14 protein-coding genes and 1 tRNA gene are annotated in these 15526 nt (G+C 73.1%); 6 read left to right on the top strand and 9 right to left on the bottom strand.

What is annotated here, in order from left to right; genetic code table 11:
• Positions 1–15: 15 nt before the first annotated feature.
• Positions 16–963: a D-2-hydroxyacid dehydrogenase gene (locus QOL88_RS14525; RefSeq protein WP_097216843.1), complete on the bottom strand. Its 948-nt coding sequence runs from the start codon at positions 961–963 to the stop codon at positions 16–18.
• A 196-nt stretch (positions 964–1159) separates the two neighbouring features.
• Between QOL88_RS14525 and QOL88_RS14520 the strand changes: the two genes are divergently transcribed.
• From QOL88_RS14520 to QOL88_RS14505, 4 genes are all read left to right on the top strand, one after another.
• Positions 1160–1975, top strand: a complete 816-nt coding sequence (locus QOL88_RS14520) for a maleate cis-trans isomerase family protein (protein ID WP_097216842.1) — start codon at positions 1160–1162, stop codon at positions 1973–1975.
• Positions 1972–2703 carry a maleate cis-trans isomerase family protein gene (locus QOL88_RS14515; RefSeq protein ID WP_097216841.1) on the top strand — a complete coding sequence of 244 codons (732 nt, stop codon included), beginning with the start codon at positions 1972–1974 and terminating at the stop codon, positions 2701–2703. The genes QOL88_RS14520 and QOL88_RS14515 overlap by 4 nt, the downstream gene beginning before the upstream one ends.
• A 378-nt stretch (positions 2704–3081) precedes the next feature.
• The gene (locus tag QOL88_RS14510; protein ID WP_097216840.1) at positions 3082–3351 is read left to right on the top strand and encodes a hypothetical protein; all 270 of its coding nucleotides are present in this window, start codon (positions 3082–3084) and stop codon (positions 3349–3351) included.
• A 95-nt stretch (positions 3352–3446) separates the two neighbouring features.
• The gene (locus QOL88_RS14505; protein ID WP_097216839.1) at positions 3447–4553 is read left to right on the top strand and encodes an LLM class flavin-dependent oxidoreductase; all 1107 of its coding nucleotides are present in this window, start codon (positions 3447–3449) and stop codon (positions 4551–4553) included.
• On the opposite strand, the gene QOL88_RS14500 is transcribed toward QOL88_RS14505, so the two are convergent.
• A complete protein-coding gene (locus tag QOL88_RS14500; RefSeq protein WP_097216838.1) occupies positions 4529–6385 on the bottom strand; it encodes a putative bifunctional diguanylate cyclase/phosphodiesterase in 1857 nt (618 codons plus the stop codon). The genes QOL88_RS14505 and QOL88_RS14500 overlap by 25 nt on opposite strands.
• Before the next feature lie 307 nt (positions 6386–6692).
• On the opposite strand from QOL88_RS14500, the gene QOL88_RS14495 reads away from it, so the two are divergent.
• On the top strand, positions 6693–7958 hold the full coding sequence (locus QOL88_RS14495) for a M6 family metalloprotease domain-containing protein (RefSeq protein WP_097222992.1): 1266 nt from the start codon (positions 6693–6695) through the stop codon (positions 7956–7958).
• Between the two features lie 62 nt (positions 7959–8020).
• Here QOL88_RS14495 and QOL88_RS14490 read toward each other — a convergent pair.
• The 7 genes from QOL88_RS14490 to QOL88_RS14460 all read right to left on the bottom strand — a co-directional run bounded on the left by QOL88_RS14490 (position 8021) and on the right by QOL88_RS14460 (position 14690).
• A tRNA-Lys gene (locus QOL88_RS14490) sits at positions 8021–8094 on the bottom strand.
• Complete coding sequence (locus tag QOL88_RS14485; protein ID WP_097216837.1) at positions 8085–8810, bottom strand: bifunctional DNA primase/polymerase; 726 nt, start codon at positions 8808–8810, stop codon at positions 8085–8087. The genes QOL88_RS14490 and QOL88_RS14485 overlap by 10 nt, the downstream gene beginning before the upstream one ends.
• Before the next feature lie 134 nt (positions 8811–8944).
• Positions 8945–9313 carry a DUF8844 domain-containing protein gene (locus tag QOL88_RS14480; protein ID WP_097216836.1) on the bottom strand — a complete coding sequence of 123 codons (369 nt, stop codon included), beginning with the start codon at positions 9311–9313 and terminating at the stop codon, positions 8945–8947.
• Between the two features lie 350 nt (positions 9314–9663).
• Positions 9664–10998, bottom strand: coding sequence for an AAA domain-containing protein (locus QOL88_RS14475; protein ID WP_097216835.1), 1335 nt, complete (start codon positions 10996–10998; stop codon positions 9664–9666).
• On the bottom strand, positions 10995–12587 hold the full coding sequence (locus tag QOL88_RS14470) for an amino acid adenylation domain-containing protein (RefSeq protein ID WP_097216834.1): 1593 nt from the start codon (positions 12585–12587) through the stop codon (positions 10995–10997). The genes QOL88_RS14475 and QOL88_RS14470 overlap by 4 nt, the downstream gene beginning before the upstream one ends.
• Entirely contained in the window at positions 12578–13747 is a 1170-nt protein-coding gene (locus tag QOL88_RS14465; RefSeq protein WP_373559284.1) for a hypothetical protein, read from the bottom strand. Before QOL88_RS14465 ends, QOL88_RS14470 begins: the two co-directional genes overlap by 10 nt.
• Positions 13659–14690 carry a phosphatase PAP2 family protein gene (locus QOL88_RS14460; protein ID WP_097216833.1) on the bottom strand — a complete coding sequence of 344 codons (1032 nt, stop codon included), beginning with the start codon at positions 14688–14690 and terminating at the stop codon, positions 13659–13661. Before QOL88_RS14460 ends, QOL88_RS14465 begins: the two co-directional genes overlap by 89 nt.
• 201 nt (positions 14691–14891) lie before the next feature.
• On the opposite strand from QOL88_RS14460, the gene QOL88_RS14455 reads away from it, so the two are divergent.
• A complete protein-coding gene (locus tag QOL88_RS14455; RefSeq protein ID WP_097216832.1) occupies positions 14892–15515 on the top strand; it encodes a histidine phosphatase family protein in 624 nt (207 codons plus the stop codon).
• The last annotated feature ends 11 nt before the right edge of the window (positions 15516–15526 follow it).

Genomic DNA, 15526 nt, shown 5'->3' with positions numbered 1-15526 from the left:
ACCCTCCCAGGAACGTCAGTGACCAGGTACGTACCCACGCTGCTTGTCGACCACGTTCTTCAACGGCTCCCCAGCCGCCCACTGTTCGTACAGCTCCACGAACTGGGCGCCGAGTTCGTCGCGCCAGCCGATGGTGTCGCCGCTCATGTGCGGGGACACGATCAGGCCCGGGGCCTGCCACAACGGGCTCTCGGCGGGCAGCGGTTCGGCCTCGAAGACGTCGAGGGCGGCGCCCGCGATCCGGCGCTCGGCCAGCGCCTCGGCGAGCGCGTCCTCGACGACGAGCTGGCCGCGGCCGATGTTGACGAACCGGGCGGACGGCTGCATCAGGCCGAAGCGGCGGGCGTCGAACATCCCGTGCGTCTCCTCCGTGAGCGGCGCCGCCGCGATCACCCAGTCGGCGCGGGCCAGCAGCCGGTCCAGGTCCTCCGGGCCGTGCACGCCGGAGCGCGCAGCGCGGCCCACGAGCGCGGTCGTGATGTCCAGCGCCCCCAGCGTGCGCGCGATCGCCCGGCCGATCGGCCCCGAGCCCACCACCACGGCCCGGCCCCCGGCGATCTTGAGCGACTCGCGGTGCCGCCAGGTCCGCTCCCGCTGCAACTCCAGCGTCCTCGGCAGGTCTTTGGCCATCGCCAGCACGAGCGCGGCGACGTACTCCGCGATCGGCTGGTCGAAGATGCCGCGCGCGTTCGTCACCACCGTGTGGGAAGCGGCCAGTTCCGGACACATCAGATGGTCCACGCCGGCGCTCGCCGTGTGCACCCAGCGTGGCCGCGGACCCTCGCCGGGCCACGCGTCCCGCACGGCGCGCGAGGTGAAGTCCCACACCAGGAGTACATCCGCGCGCGGGAGGCGCTCGGCGAGCCCCGCCGCGTCCGTGTGTTCGATGCGGGCGCGGCCGGTGAGGCGGCCGAGGCGGGGGAGGGGTTCGGCGTCCAGGACGAGCAGGGTGGGGGTGGGCATGAGCAGCCGTTTCTCCAGCCGTACGGCGGTGCCGGCCCGCCGCGGGGGGCTTGCCGGTGACGACGAGTTAACCCGGTGTTGACCAAGGAGTGATCCGGGCGGATTGACCACGCTCGCACCCGAACCTACCGTCGTCAACACGGGCGTTCCCACGATCCGTTGCACACTCTTGCCCAGCGTGAGGCCGGTGCCTGCCATGGACGTCTCATTTCTCGGCGGGCCCAGCCCGCAGCGCGGGGTCGGCGTCGTCGCCCCCTTCGACTTCGCACTCGACCGCGAGCTGTGGCGCTGGGTGCCGGACGACGTCTCGCTCCATATGACCCGCACACCGTTCGTGCCGGTCGAGGTCAGTCTCGACCTGGCCCGGCTGGTCAGTGAGCACGAGACGCTGAGCGAGGCGGTCCGCACGCTCAACGCCATCGCCCCCGAGGTGATCGCTTACGCCTGTACGTCGGGCAGCTTCGTCGGCGGCATGATGGGCGAGCGGGCGATGTGCGAGGCGATGAGCCGGGCCGGCGCCGTCCCGGCGATCACCACCTCCGGCGCGCTGCTGGAGGCCCTGGTGGAGCTGGACGTACGCCGGGTGGCGCTGGTGACGCCGTACACGGTCTCGGTGACGCAGTCGCTGGAGGCCTACGTCGCCCAGGCCGGCGTCACGATCTCCGGCTGCGCCTTCATGGGGCTGACCCGGCACATCTGGAAGGTCCCCTACCGGGAGGTGGTGGACATGGCCCGGCAGGCCGTCCGCGGCGACGCCGACGCGCTGTTCATCAGCTGCACCAACCTGCCCACGTACGACGTGATCCCCCAGCTGGAGGCCGAGCTGCGCATCCCTGTGATCTCGGCCAACCAAGTGACGATGTGGGCGGCACTGCGCCGACTGGGTACCCGTGCGGTGGGACCGTACCAAGCGCTGATCAATCCGGCGGCGCGTTCCGGTCCCGCAGTACCGGGGGTGGACCCCGGTCCCGTACTGCCGGAAGAAGAGCAGCAGCAGGAAGGCTGGACATGACAGCACTGGGATTTCTCTACCCGGGCCACTCCGCCGAGGACGACTATCCGCGCATCGAGCAGTTGCTGGGCAGCGACGTCCGGGTGGACCTGGTGCACACCGACATCGGTGAGGACGCGCACCGGGTGGACGCGCTGCTCGAGATGGGCTCCGCCGGCCGGCTCGCGGCGGGCGTCCAGGAACTGCGGCACGCCGGTGCGGACGCCGTGGTGTGGGCCTGCACGAGCGGCAGCTTCGTCTACGGCTGGGACGGCGCGCAGGAGCAGGTCCGCGCCCTGGCCCAGACCGCCGGGCTGCCGGCCTCGTCCACGTCCTTCGCGTTCGCGCACGCGGTGCGGGAGCTCGGGGCGCGCAGGGTCGCGATCGGAGCGACGTACCCGGAGGACGTGGCGCAGCTCTTCGCCGAGTTCCTGCGCGCGGCCGACGTGGAGGTCGTGTCGGTGAACAGCTCCGGCATCATCACGGCCGCCGAGGTCGGCACGTGGGGCGAGGCCGAACTCCTCGCCCTCGCCCGCAACTCCGACCACCCCGACGCCGAGGCCCTCCTCCTGCCCGACACGGCCCTGCACACCGCGGCCCACATCCCGGCCCTGGAGAAGGAACTCGGCAAGCCGATCCTCACCGCCAACCAGGTCACGGTCTGGGAGGGCCTGCGCCTGGCGGACCGGCGGGTGAACGCGCCGGAACTGGGGGCGCTCTTCACACGGGAGCCGATCGTCCAGGTGTGAGACGGCAAGCCTGCTCTTCGCCCCCCTGCGGCAGACCCGCAGGGGGGCGAAGAGGAGGTGCGAACGTCGCTCTGAGGCATCCGGCCGCTCGCGCCACCCGGTACGCACCATTCCTCATGAAGTCCGAGTGCCCCGGTGCGGCCGAAAACGGGTGCCGTGCCCTCGAACGCGTCCTCCATGTGGGCCGGAATCGGTCCTACCCCTTCTTCGGTGCACAGTGGGGCATACATGCTCCAACTCCCCGCTCAATGCTGAGGAATGCTCAACTCCGCCGCATCGGGCGACACGCGGGTTGACCGAAAGCGCGTTCCCCTTCTGCTGTCCATCGCGTGCACACTGACCACGTCCGCAGCCAGTCATGCCGTGAAGGACTCTCCGATGGCCGAATCGGGCCCGTTCAGATCCTCTGCAAGCGCTGTCCAGCTGTCCGGGCGCCTGCTGTGCTGGAGCCTGGCCGCGGCCATGGCCTCGGCCGCCGCGGACGCCTCCCTCCACCCCCGCCTCCGCTGGTGGGGTGCCGTGTGGCCGCTGCCCTGGTGGTTCACCTGCCTGGCCGCCCTCGCGTGGACCGTCCTGCGAGCCCGCGAGAAGGCGCAGCGCACGCCCCCGCAGGACAGCACCCGCAGCGACTGGGAGCAGGCCGCCTGACGGTCCCGGGCGCAGCGGCCGGGAATAACCGGAGACAGTCCCCTGTTAGAGCCGGAACGACGACAGCACCGGCACACAGCAGGAGGCACCCCACCGTGGCGGCAGACGAGACACGCGGCGACGAGATACGCGGCGCGGCACAGGGCAGTGCCCCGGTCCCCCTCTCCGTACTGGACCTGGTCACCGTGGGGGCCGGCCGCACCGCCTCCGACGCCCTGCGCACCAGCGTCGACCTGGCCCGCCTCGCGGAGCACCGCGGCTTCCACCGGTACTGGGTCGCCGAGCACCACTCCATGCCGGGCGTGGCCTCCTCGTCCCCGGCCGTGATCCTGGCCCACCTCGCCGCCCACACCGACCGCATCCGGCTCGGCTCGGGCGGTGTGATGCTGCCCAACCACGCCCCGCTCGTGATCGCCGAGCAGTTCGGCACGCTGGAGGCCATGGCTCCGGGCCGGATCGACCTCGGCCTCGGCCGGGCCCCCGGCACGGACGGCGCCACGGCCGCCGCCCTGCGCCGCACGGAACGGCTGAACGAGGGCGCCGACGACTTCCCGCAGCAGCTCGCCGAGCTGACCCGCTTCCTCGACGACGACTTCCCCGACGGGCACCCGTACCGCCGCATCCACGCGGTCCCCGGCCCGGTGCAGGCCACGTCCCCCGGCGGCGTCCAGTCCCCGCACCGCCCGCCGCTGTGGCTGCTCGGCTCCTCCGGCTTCAGCGCCCGCCTCGCCGGTGCCCTCGGGCTGCCGTTCGCCTTCGCCCACCACTTCTCGGCGCAGAACACCGTCCCGGCGCTGGACCTGTACCGGGAGTCCTTCCAGCCCTCCGCCGTGCTCGACGAGCCGTACGCCCTCATCGGCGTCTCCGCGCTCGCCGCCGACGAGGAGAAGGAGGCCCGTAGGCAGGTGCTGGCGGCGGCTCTCAGCATGGTCCGGCTGCGCACCGGCCGCCCCGGCCTCGTGCCCAGCCCCGAAGAGGCGGAGGCCTACGAATTCAGCCCCATGGAGCGCGACTTCGTCGACTCCTGGAACGCCAACGTCATCCACGGCACCCCCGACGAGGTCCGCTCGGGCCTCGACGACCTCGCCAAGCGCACCGGCGCCGACGAGCTGATGATCACGGCCAACGCGCACGGCGGGGACGTCCGCCTGCGCTCCTACGAACTCATCGCCGACGCCTACGGGTTGCCGACGCCCGCCTGAACGTCCGGCGTGCCCAGCAGTTCGGAGATGCGGTCCGGCGACACCGGACGGGAGTACAGCCAGCCCTGTCCGGTGTCGCACCCGATGCTCCGCAGCCGCGTCGCCTGCGCCGAGGTCTCCACGCACTCGGCCGTGACGGTCAGCCCGAGCCGGTGCGCGAGCTGGATCATCGCCTCGACCACGACCTCGTCGGCCGGGTTGGCACGAGCGGCCGCCTCCCGGTCGTCGTACTGGAAGCCGCGTACGAAGGACCCGTCCAGCTTCAGCACCGACACCGGCAGCCGGCTCAGGTACGCCAGGTTCGAGTAGCCGGTGCCGAAGTCGTCGATGGCGATCCGCACGCCCATGTCGCTGAGCGCCTTCAGGGCTTGGAGCGGGCGCCCCGCCGAGCCCATCACGGCCGACTCGGTCAGCTCCAGCTGGAGCAGATGCGGGGCGAGCCCGGTCTCGGCCAGGGTCTCGGCCACGTCCGCCACCAGGTCCGAGTCCCAGACCTGCCGCACCGCCACGTTCACGCTGACGAAGATCGGCGGCTCGTCCGGGTGGTCCAGCTGCCACCGACGGGCCTGCCCGCACGCCGTACGGAGCACCCAGCGGCCCAGCGGGACGATCGAACCGTCCTCCTCCGCGAGTCCGATGAACCGATTCGGCGTCAGTACGCCGAACTGGGGATGGTTCCAGCGGATGAGGGCCTCGACCCCGTGCAGCCGGTCGTCCTCCATGCCGACCAGCGGCTGGTACTCCAGCCGGAACTCGCCCCGGTCGATGGCCGGCCGGAGCGTGGAGGCGAGGGCCTGGCGGGTCATGCGGTGCGCGTTGCGCTCCGGGTCGAACAGCGTCCAGCGGGCCTTGCCGTCGGCCTTCGCCCAGTACAGCGTCGTGTCGGCGGCCTGCATCAGAGCGGTGGGGGTGGTGCCGGCCGCGTGCCGCTCCACGACGCCGATCGACGCCGAGACCGACAGCCGCTGCCCGGAGATGTCGAACGGGTCCTGGACCGCCCGCAGCGCCGACTCGGCCAGCTCGGCCAGCTGTTCGGTGCCGGTGGAGTCCTCGACGAGCAGCGCGAACTCGTCACCGCCCAGCCGGGCCACCAGCGGGATGCTGGTCCGCGTCTGGCCGGCCTCGTCCGCGCAGCGCGTCAGGCGCTCGGCGACGGCGGCCAGCAGCCGGTCCCCGACGCGGTGGCCGAGGGTGTCGTTGATGGCCTTGAAGCCGTCCAGGTCCAGGTAGCACAGCCCGATCCGGCCCGTGCCGCTCTGCTCGTACGACTCCGCCTCCAGCGCGGCCGACAGCCGCTCGAAGAACAGGGTGCGGTTGGGCAGCCGGGTCACCGGGTCGTGCATCTGCAAGTGCCGCAACCGGGCCTGGAGTTCCCGGCGGGCGCTGATGTCGGCCACCGACAGCAGCACACCGTCTTCGGCGGGCAGCGGGGCGACCGTCACCTGCACCCACAGCGAGTGCCCGTCCGGGTGCTTGAGCCGGCGCGTGCAGCGCAGCCGGGACTGCCGTCCGCGCAGCACCTCGCGGTAGGCGTGCCAGGTGCGGGCGTCGGAGGAGAGGTCGACCAGGTCGGCGGCGACGGACCCGGCCAGTGAGTCCGGGCTGCCGCCGAGCAGCGCGGCGAGCGCGTCGTTGGCGCTGGCGACCGTGCCCTCGCGGTCCACGACCGCCATGGCGAGCGGGGCGGCCGTGAAGACCGAGCGGTAGGGCTGCCGGGACGGGGGCTCGGTACGGGGAGACGTGTCGATCTCACTCTCTGTGACGACCGGCCGGTCCAGGTCTGCCGCGGGCGCCGGCCCTTCGGAGGTTCCGCTCACCGCTCGCTCCCGCATGTATTCGATCTCTGTTCGTGCAGGAAAGGTCAGGAAAGTGTGCCGATCATAGAGGCTGGCCCCAGGGCCTTCCAGCCGGTGTCCAGTCTCCCCGGCCAACCGGCCCTTCTGCCAGATCGTTTCTGCGCGCACCTGGACGGCTTCTTCAGGCCCCCGACCAGTTGTGACGTTCTGTGAGTGCTTCGGGGGTGTCGGCTTCCGTGATTTTTCGGCCCCTTCACCCGACCGGTGCAGGCAAACAGGGCGCGGTACGACAAATCATCACAGGCTGGGTGCGGTGTTCCGCGAACCGTACCCGGAGGTACCCGTGCCGCGTCCGTTTCCGCGCGCCCGACTGCGCAGTACCGCGGCCGTGTTCACCACCATGTCCGCGCTCGCCGCCACCTCCCTCGGTGCCGGTCCCTCGGCGGCAGGGCTCGACTCCGCCACGCCCTGCGCCCTGACCCGGACCGACGCCCACCACTCGGAGGGCCTGGACACCTGGAACGCCGCCTATCCGCGCCCGGCCCGGTCCCTGAACGCGGTGATGGTCTTCCTGTCCTTCCCCGACGCCTACCCGCTGACCACGCCGCAGGAGCTGACCGCGGACCACTTCCCGGCCACCACCCACTTCTTCGAACGCGCGTCCTACGGCCGTTTCACGCTGCGCCCGCACGCGCTGCGGCACTGGATCCAGATGCCGAAGCCGTCCACCGCGTACGCCATACAGCGCGACTGGAAGCCCGAGCACCGGGCGGCGTACCTGCGTGACGCGCTCTCCGTGGCCGACCCGCGGGTGGACTTCTCGCGCTACGACGTCGTGTACTTCGTCGCCGACCCGGACGCGCCGGGCGTGGACTCCGACGCGACCAAGGTGGTGAACCTGACCAGCCCGCTGCGGGCCGACGGCACCGAGCTGCGCCGGATCGTCACGGTGTTCGAACAGCATCCGCCGGACCGGCTCGTCCTCGCCCACGAGACCGGGCACGTGTTCGACCTGCCCGACCTGTACCACCGCCCCGCGGACGGCAAGGGCGACTGGGACACGCACGTCGGCGACTGGGACCTGATGGGCAGCCAGTTCGGACTGGCCCCCGACCTCTTCGCCTGGCACAAGTGGAAGCTGGGCTGGCTGGATCCGCGGCAGGTGCGGTGCGTGCAGGACGCCGGGCCCGCCCGGCTGACCCTGGAGCCGCTGGCGGCGGGGGCGGGGATGCCGACGACGGGGGCCGCGGGGGCGCAGCCCTTCGGGCTCGGGCGGGGCACCAAGCTCGCGGTGGTGCGGACGGGGCCGGACAGTGTGCTCGCCCTGGAGGTGCGGGGCCCGGTGGGCAACGACGTGGCCGCCTGCCGGCAGGGGGTGCTCGTGTACCGGGTGCGCGGCGGGGCGCAGTCCGGGGGCGGGCCCATCGAGGTGATCGACGCCCACCCGCGCACCGACGCGTGCTGGGAGGACTCCGTCTACCCGCCCCTCGCGGACGCGCCCATCGGCATCGGGGAGAGCTTCACGGTGCCGGGGGAGGGAGTGCGGGTGGAAGTGGAGGGGCGCACGGCTTCGGGGGCGTGGACGGTGAAGATCGCGGTGGGGCAGTGACGGGCTTGTTCGGAGAACGTGATAGGGCCCCTCGCTCTCGCGAGGGGCCCTATCACCGTCTGTGCGCCGCCAGGGACTCGAACCCCGGACCCGCTGATTAAGAGTCAGCTGCTCTAACCAACTGAGCTAGCGGCGCCTGCTGACGTCGTAGACCTTAGCATCCTGGTCGGCGGGAGGAAAAATCGAAATCCGCACCGCCGAGCGGGCTGCCCGGACGGCTGCCCAGAGCAGTACTTCGGGGCCGGGAAGCCAGGGCTGACGGGTGTCCGGGGCGACGAGCCAGCGCGAAGCGGAACGGTCGGGGGCGGTGGCCCCGGCGGACGGCGAAGTGGCGGGGGAGGCGCTCTTCGACGGCGCCCGGACGGCGGGGGAGATGCTCTCCGATGGCGCCGGGACCGTGGGGGAGATGCTCTCCGATGGTGCCCGGACGGTGAGGGAGATGCTCTTCGACGGCGCCGGGACGGTCACCGCGTCGCCGGTGCCGTGGCACAGCAGCGGCGGTACGGCGTCCGTACGGGTGGCTTCCCGGCTGTCCCGGCCGCCCCACTCCTCCCACTCCAGCAGCGCGGGGAGCCGCTGAGCCGTCCCGGGGGCGGCGAACAGCAGCATCCGGCCCCGGAACCGCGCGACCGGGCCCGAGCCGGGGCCGTCGTCCCACAGTCGGTCGAGCATCCGCCGGCCGAACATCGCGGGCGCGCTGACCACGTCGAAGACCGACCCGCAGGGCAGCACGACCGGGGCGTCCGGCCGCTCCTCCCAGAGCGCGAGCGTGCTTCGCGGATACGTTCCTGCCGAGGCGAGCCAGGCGGCCCCGTCCGGGGTGACATCGGAGGCGTTCCATGCGCTGCTCATGGCATCAAGGTGTACCCGCCGTGAGCGCCCGGTTCCCGAGGGTTGCGGAAAATCGGGACAGGAGGGGGTGGGAGGGAGTATCTTGCCCGCCTGGCATATGCCAGGTGATCGGGAAAGGGGCCTGCGGTGCCGTGTCAGGCGGAGTCGCCGGGGCCCCGGCCCTCGGCGTCGCCCCGCATCAGGTCCCGCCCGAACTCGACCATCTTCTTGGCGTAGTCCTCGGTCCACTCGGCCCGCTCGGCGATGTCCGCGGTCGTCAGCCGGTCGAACCTGCGCGGATCGGCCAGCTGCGCCGCCGCCATCGCCTGGAACTCCACCGCCCGGTCCGCCGCGGCCCGGAACGCCAGCGTCAGCTCCGTCGCCCGGGCCAGCAGGGCCCGGGGGTCGTCGATCGACTCCAGGTCGAAGAAGTGCTCAGGGTCGGAGGCCGCCTCCGCAGGCTCGAAGAGCAGGGGCGCGGGGCGTAGCCGCGATTCGTTCCGACGCGGCGTGGACTCCGCCATGTCTTCTCCTCCTCGTACGTCGCGCTGGCCCTCCCGGTGGAGTGGGCCACCGTCCATTGTCTCGCGGGCGCGCAAGTGGGCATCGCGGTAGTGGGTACGGCCGCCACACCACCCGGCGTTCGTCACGCCTCCCAGGACACGCCGTGTTCCGGCCACATCGACGCCGCCCAGTGACCCGGTGTTCCGGCCGGATCAGGGCCGCCAAGCGACCCGGTGTTCCGCCAGGTGCGCGAGCACCGCGTGGTTGGCCTCCCAGCCGTCCGGGCTGTGTTCATCGGCCGCCTCCGGCGGCGTGCCGCCCTCCGGTCGGCGGTGGGTCGGGTGGGGGCAGGTGCGTCAGGGGGCGGCGGTCACGGTCGCCAAGCGACCCGGTGTTCCGCCAGGTGCGCGAGCACCGCGTGGTTGGCCTCCCAGCCGTCCGGGAACTTCACCACCGTCCCCAGCTGCACCGGCTCCGTCGACGGGTAGTCGTCCAGCAGGTCGGTGACCCCCGCTCGGCAGACCACGATGCAGGCGTGCCGGTGGCGGGAGGCCAGGACGCAGAGGCGGCCCGTCTCCAGGTGGAAGGCCGTGGCGTCGGGGCGGCCGGACAGGGGGTGGAGGACCACTGTGACGTCGTACTCACGACCCTGCAGCCGGTTCGCCGTGTCCACGACCACGTCGGTGACGCCCAGGCCGGCCAACGCCGCGCGGACGGCGGCCGCCTGGTCGCGGTGGGCCGTGCCCACGGCGATCCGGTCGGCGGTGAGGGCGGAAGGGGCCGGGGAGCGCTCCGAGGTCGCCGCCCCCGCCCGGTCCAGCAGACGTCGTACCACCGCCGCCACCGCGCGGATCGCCTCCGGGTCCGTGCGCGGGGTGTGCCGGGCGGGCAGCTCCAGCAGCCCCCAGCCCGACTCGGCCGCCTCGTCGATCACCCGGTCGGGGCCCGAGCCGTCCGACGGCACGCCGAAGGCCAGGCTCCGGTCACCGGGGCCGGTGCCGCTGTGGAACGGCGTAAACGGGTAGAACGCGTCCGAGACCAAGGGCGCCGCGGAGGCCGGGAGCCGCCAGGAGACCGGCAGCCGGTGCTGGGGCAGGTCCGGGTTGTGCGCCAGCAGGGTCGTCACCGCCGAGCCCGAGGGGTCGTACGTGAGACCGGCCCACTGCTCGCTGCCGACGATCGCGAACGGGTCGAGCTGCCCCGGGTCGCCCACGAACAGCGCCCGCTCGAACAGCCCGGCCACGGCGAGCAGCGCGTCCGAGCGCATCTGGTACGCCTCGTCGACGATCGCGTGCCGCCACGGCTCGTCGACCTTCACATGCGCCCACTTCGCCGCCGTCGAGATGACCACGGCCTGCCCGGCCAGGTCACCCGCCTTGGCCGACTTGCGCACGCTCGGCAGCTCGTCGAGCGCCTTGTCGTACGGGTCGGAGTCGCTGCTGTGCAGCCGGCCCACCGGCAGCTCGGGGTTCTTCTCGGCGAGCCGCAGGACCAGGTCGTCGACCTGGGCGTTGGTCTGCGCGACCACCATCAGCGGGTGACCCGCCTCGGCCAGTTCCAGGGCCGCGCGGACCACCAGCGTGGACTTGCCCGCGCCCGGTGGGGAGTCCACGACGACACCGCGCGCGGTGCCGTGCAGCGTGTCGTGCAGGATCGCGTCGGTGGCCTGGGCCGCTGCGGCCGAGGGGTCGAACACCGTGGTCACAGCACATCCTCCTCGGTCACCGGATCGGCGGCCTCCAGGGCCGCCTCGCCGGGCGGCCCGCCGTGCGTCCACGGCGTCTCCTCCGGGTCGGGCAGCTTCGCGCCGCCCCGCTGCTCGTGCTCGAAGAGCGTGAAGCAGACCCGGTCGCCCTTCTCCGGCACCGAACCCGGCTCGGGCTCCTTGCCGCGGCCCATCTTGTCGAGGACCCGCAGGACGACGAGCGCGCCGTCCTCCTCGTCCGCGACGAACTCGGCCGACTGCGGTTTCCCGCCCAGCGACCGGTACACCTTCGTCCGGTCGCCGAGATGCGGCCGGTCGTCCGTGCGCACCGTGACCAACGGGCGCGGGCTGGGCCGCTTGCCCTCGCTGTACGCCATCACGACATCGGTGACCTCACCCGCGAACGCCTCCCCGGACAGCCGCCGGCCCGCCATCACCAGCGGGTCGTCGAGGGCCTCCTGCGCCTCCAGCCGGGCCTGTTCGCGCTCGCGCGTGGCGAGCTTGTTCGCCGCGGTGACCGCGTCGTCGCGGCGCGGCTGCGGGGGCTCCCCGGCCAGCACCCGGTCGCGGTGTCCGGTGAACGACCAGCGGTCGCGGGTCCACCGCTCCTCGACCCGCGCCCCCTCGGGCAGCTCCCGCAGCAGGTCGAGCCCCCGCCAGACCGCATCCCAGGTGGGCCGGGTGCGGCTGAGCACCAGGTCACGGATCTCCCGTTCGGCGGCGCTCAGCGCACCCAGCCGGTCGTCGGCCTCCAAGCCGTCCTCGGCGGCGGCGAGGGCGGTGCGGGCCCGGTCGTAGCGCTCGATGGCCGGGGCGAGCAGCTTGTTGTCGAAGGCCGGGTCGGTCGCCGGGCCGGCGGGCGGGCACGTCAGCTGCCCCTGCGCGTCCCGCTCCAGCTCGGCTCGCAGCGCGGCCTCGGCACCGGTGACGCCCTGCGGCGGGTCGATCCAGGCGAGCAGCGCGCCCAGATGCTGGTCCTCCAGGGTGGACTGCCCGGTCACCCAGTGCCGGCCCAGGACGTCGGTCATCGCCAGCAGCAGCGAGGAGCCGGGCACCCGGGCCCGCTCCCCGAAGTGCGTCAGCCACCGCCCGAGCAGCGGCACCCGCGGCGGCGCCGGAAAGGGAGCCTCCGGATCCTGCTCCGCCGTACGCCGGAACCGCGTCGAGCGTCCGAGCAGCCGCACCAGGTCGATGCCCGCGCGGCTCGGCACGATCAGCTGCGGCGCGTCCGCGCACAGGTCGACCTCGACCTTGACGCGCTTGCCGGTCTCCGGGTCGGTCTCGGTGCGCTCCGCGGCCTCCACGGCTCCGGCGTAGGAGTCGACGTACGGCAGCACGACATCGGCCAGTTCGGCCAGGAACGCGAACCTGAGGTCGCGGTCGCGGGGCTGCGGTACGGCCAGCAGACGCGGCGCCTCCCGGTCGGTGCCGACCAGCGCGCCCAGCGGGGCACCGGCCTCACCGGCGGTGATCAGTGGCACGAACACCAGCGGGCGGTCGCCGAGATGCCGGTGCCGGACGGTGGCGGCGGGCTGGGCACGGCCCGTGCTGACGGCTTCGAGGCGGGCCAGGGTGGAGATCAGCGACACGCCGCCTCCAGTGCCTCGGCGCGCAGGGCGGCAGCCCGCCGCAGGGCCGCCACGGCCGGGTCGTCGGGATCGCCCGCCTCGCCGCGCGCGGCCGCGAGGACGTCCTCGACCGTCGTGAGGCCGCCCAGCTCCGCCCGCAGCGGACGCCCGAGCGCGGTCACCGCGCCCTCCTGGCGGGACCGGGCCCGGCAGTGGAAGGCCAGCTCGCACGCGGACAGGCACTCGGGCGCGTACGTCGCCGGGACCGACTCCACAGCCGCCGTCAACTCCTCGGCGGGCAGCTCGGGCGAGAAGCACGTGCCCTCGGGGAGCGCGTCGGCGATGTCCTCGATGCGGGTCAGCCGGGCCAGCTGGCGGGCCGTCACCGCCCGCTGCTTGCGGATGTCGACGGCGGACGCGGCCGGCAGATTGGAGAAGTCCCTGGGGCAGACGAGCAGCACCCGGTGCCGCACCCGCGGTGCCGGAGCCCCCTCCGCGCCGAGACGGGCCGCGACCTCCTCCAGCGCCAGCACGTACACCGCCGCCTGCCGGGCCGCCGCCCCGACCTTCGCCGGGTCCGCCGAACCGTCCAGCAGGGGGAAGGACTTGATCTCCACGACCGTCCAGCTGCCGTCCGGATGCACCACCACCGCGTCCGGCTCCAGGAACGCGGGGGAGCCCGCGACGTCCAGCGCGAGCATCGGATGGTCGAGCAGCGTCCACGCGCCCGGGTGCGCGGCGGCCTCCCGCAGCTCCAGCTCCGTACGGGCCGTGCGCCCCCGGGGACCGGCCGCCGTCAGGTCGGGCACGCGCGCGTCGGCGGGCGGTTCGGCGGACCGGTCGAGCTTGTCGTGCACCAGCCGCAGCAGCTCCGCGCCGCCGTCGGCCTTGACCTTCGCCTCGAAGGCATTGCCCCGGGTGAGCGCGAACTGCGACTGCCCGAAGGCCGACGGCGCGCCCAGCGCGCTCGCCAGCGCCGCCTTGTTCACCCCGGCGCCGTCGAGGATCGCGCGCCGCGCACAACCGGGGTTGGCGGCCAGCGCCGCCAAGGCGCGGGCGTCCAGCGCCTTCGCGGGTACGTCGCCGCGCAGCTCAGCGAGCCTTCCCCAAGCTCTCGACTGCGCTCGAGCAGGGGAGACCCCTATCCGGAGCGCCGTCCCCCGCGTCCTTGGGAGAGGCACCCGACTCGGCTCCGTCTTCGAACCGCGACTCGCGCTGCCGTGGAATTCGCTCACCCGCGGAAGTCTGGCATCCGGCACTGACAATCGAGGAACCCGCGGCGGAGGAGTCCCCCGCGACCGGTGCGGAATCCGAGGCGGAGGAGTCCGCCGCGACCGGTGCGGCCGACGGCACGAATTGTGCCTTGACCCGGTCCGCGGCGCGCATCACGACGGGGGCCAGCAGCAGCCCGACGCCCATGACGGCCGCGCCCGCGACCGCGTCGAGGAAGTAGTGGTTGGCGGTGCCCATGACCACGATCGTCGTGATCAGCGGGTAGGCCACGGCGGCCGTCTTCGTCATGCGCGAACCGCCGAAGCGCCACAGCATCACGCCGCACCACAGGGCCCAGCCCACGTGCAGACTCGGCATGGCCGCGTACTGGTTGGTCATGTCCCCCATGCCGCGTGGTGCGCTCGCCGCGCCGCCCCACCAGCCGTAGGAGCTGTACTGCGCCATCGTGTCCACGAAACCGTGGCTCGCGTCGAGGAGCCGGGGCGGGCAGGTCGGCAGCAGGGTGAAGCCGATCAGGCCGATCAGGGTGGACGTCATCAGCCAGGTCCGCGCGGCGCGGTACCGCACGGCCCGGGAGCGGAAGAGCCACACCAGGACGGCCGGAGTGACCAGGTAGTGCAGCGACGCATACCAGAAGTCAGCGGGTATGCCTATCCAGGCCTCGCGCGTGAAGAGACGGTTGAGGGGGTGCTCGAAGTTGAGGTACAGCCCCTGCTCGAAGCGCAGGATCGTCAGACCGTGGTCGACGGCGCCGGAGACGTCGCCGCGGGCGAGGAGCCGGCCGGCCGAGTAGCACGCGTACACCAGCAGGATCAGCGGCAGCTCGGTCCACCAGCGCAGCCTGGGCGCGGGGGCCGCCGCCTCGGTGCCCGGTGTCTCGGTGTGCTGCATCCGATCGTCCTCCCCCTTCGTCGTCACGCGTAGCCCGTTCGGCCGTGCCACTTTACGGCGTGCGCGCCCGCCCCGGGGGGCGCCTCCGGCCCTCAAAGACGCAGAGATCGCCCCCCGGGTTGCCCACGGGGGGCGTGCGCGATGATGGAGGAGTTCCCCTTGCGTAGTTCTTCCTGCGTTGTTCTTCCGGAAAGGTGACCCATGCCCGCGCGCATCCTGCTGGCCCGCCACGGACAGACCGAGTGGTCCCTGTCCGGCAAGCACACGGGCAGGACCGACGTGCCGCTCCTGGAGGAGGGCCGGCGCGGCGCGAAGCTGCTCGGCGAGCGCCTGCACCGGGCCCCGTACGAGGGCCTGGGCGGCGTCGAGGTGCGCACCAGCCCGCTGGCACGCGCGCGTGAGACCTGCGAACTGGCCGGCTTCGGCGACCGCGCGCGTACCTGGGACGCGTTGCTGGAGTGGGACTACGGGTCGTACGAGGGCATGACCCCCGCGGACATCCAGGCCGTCCGGCCCGGCTGGCTGATCTGGCGCGACGGTGTCCCGGGCGGGGAGTCCCTCGCGGAGGTCACGGCCCGGGCCGACGAGGTGGTCTCCTGGGCCCGCTCCGAGGACCGCGACGTCCTGGTCTTCGCCCACGGGCACATCCTGCGCTCCATCGGGGCGCGGTGGCTCGGCCTGCCGATCGACTTCGCGGCCCGGATCCGGCTGAACCCGACGTCGCTGTCGGTGCTGGGCTGGGCCTACGGGGAGCCGGCGATCGAGAGCTGGAACGACCTGGGGCACCTCGCCCAGGACCTGCCGGACGTCGCGCGGCGGGCGTGACGTCCGCGACA

The sequence above is a fragment of the Streptomyces sp. Ag82_O1-12 genome (assembly GCF_900182715.1).
Taxonomy (GTDB): Bacteria; Actinomycetota; Actinomycetes; order Streptomycetales; family Streptomycetaceae; genus Streptomyces; species Streptomyces massasporeus.
Note: the sequence above shows the minus strand (reverse complement) of the source record. Positions and strands in the feature narration are given on the sequence as shown.

Bases quoted from the DNA above. Each gene is read 5' to 3' on its own strand.
- QOL88_RS14460 (WP_097216833.1), bottom strand. From the start codon at position 14,690: ATGCAGCACACCGAGACACCGGGCACCGAGGCGGCGGCCCCCGCGCCC.
- QOL88_RS14500 (WP_097216838.1), bottom strand. From the start codon at position 6,385: ATGCGGGAGCGAGCGGTGAGCGGAACCTCCGAAGGGCCGGCGCCCGCG.
- QOL88_RS14455 (WP_097216832.1), top strand. From the start codon at position 14,892: ATGCCCGCGCGCATCCTGCTGGCCCGCCACGGACAGACCGAGTGGTCC.
- QOL88_RS14510 (WP_097216840.1), top strand. From the start codon at position 3,082: ATGGCCGAATCGGGCCCGTTCAGATCCTCTGCAAGCGCTGTCCAGCTG.
- QOL88_RS14515 (WP_097216841.1), top strand. From the start codon at position 1,972: ATGACAGCACTGGGATTTCTCTACCCGGGCCACTCCGCCGAGGACGAC.
- QOL88_RS14520 (WP_097216842.1), top strand. From the start codon at position 1,160: ATGGACGTCTCATTTCTCGGCGGGCCCAGCCCGCAGCGCGGGGTCGGC.
- QOL88_RS14485 (WP_097216837.1), bottom strand. From the start codon at position 8,810: ATGAGCAGCGCATGGAACGCCTCCGATGTCACCCCGGACGGGGCCGCC.
- QOL88_RS14525 (WP_097216843.1), bottom strand. From the start codon at position 963: ATGCCCACCCCCACCCTGCTCGTCCTGGACGCCGAACCCCTCCCCCGC.
- QOL88_RS14480 (WP_097216836.1), bottom strand. From the start codon at position 9,313: ATGGCGGAGTCCACGCCGCGTCGGAACGAATCGCGGCTACGCCCCGCG.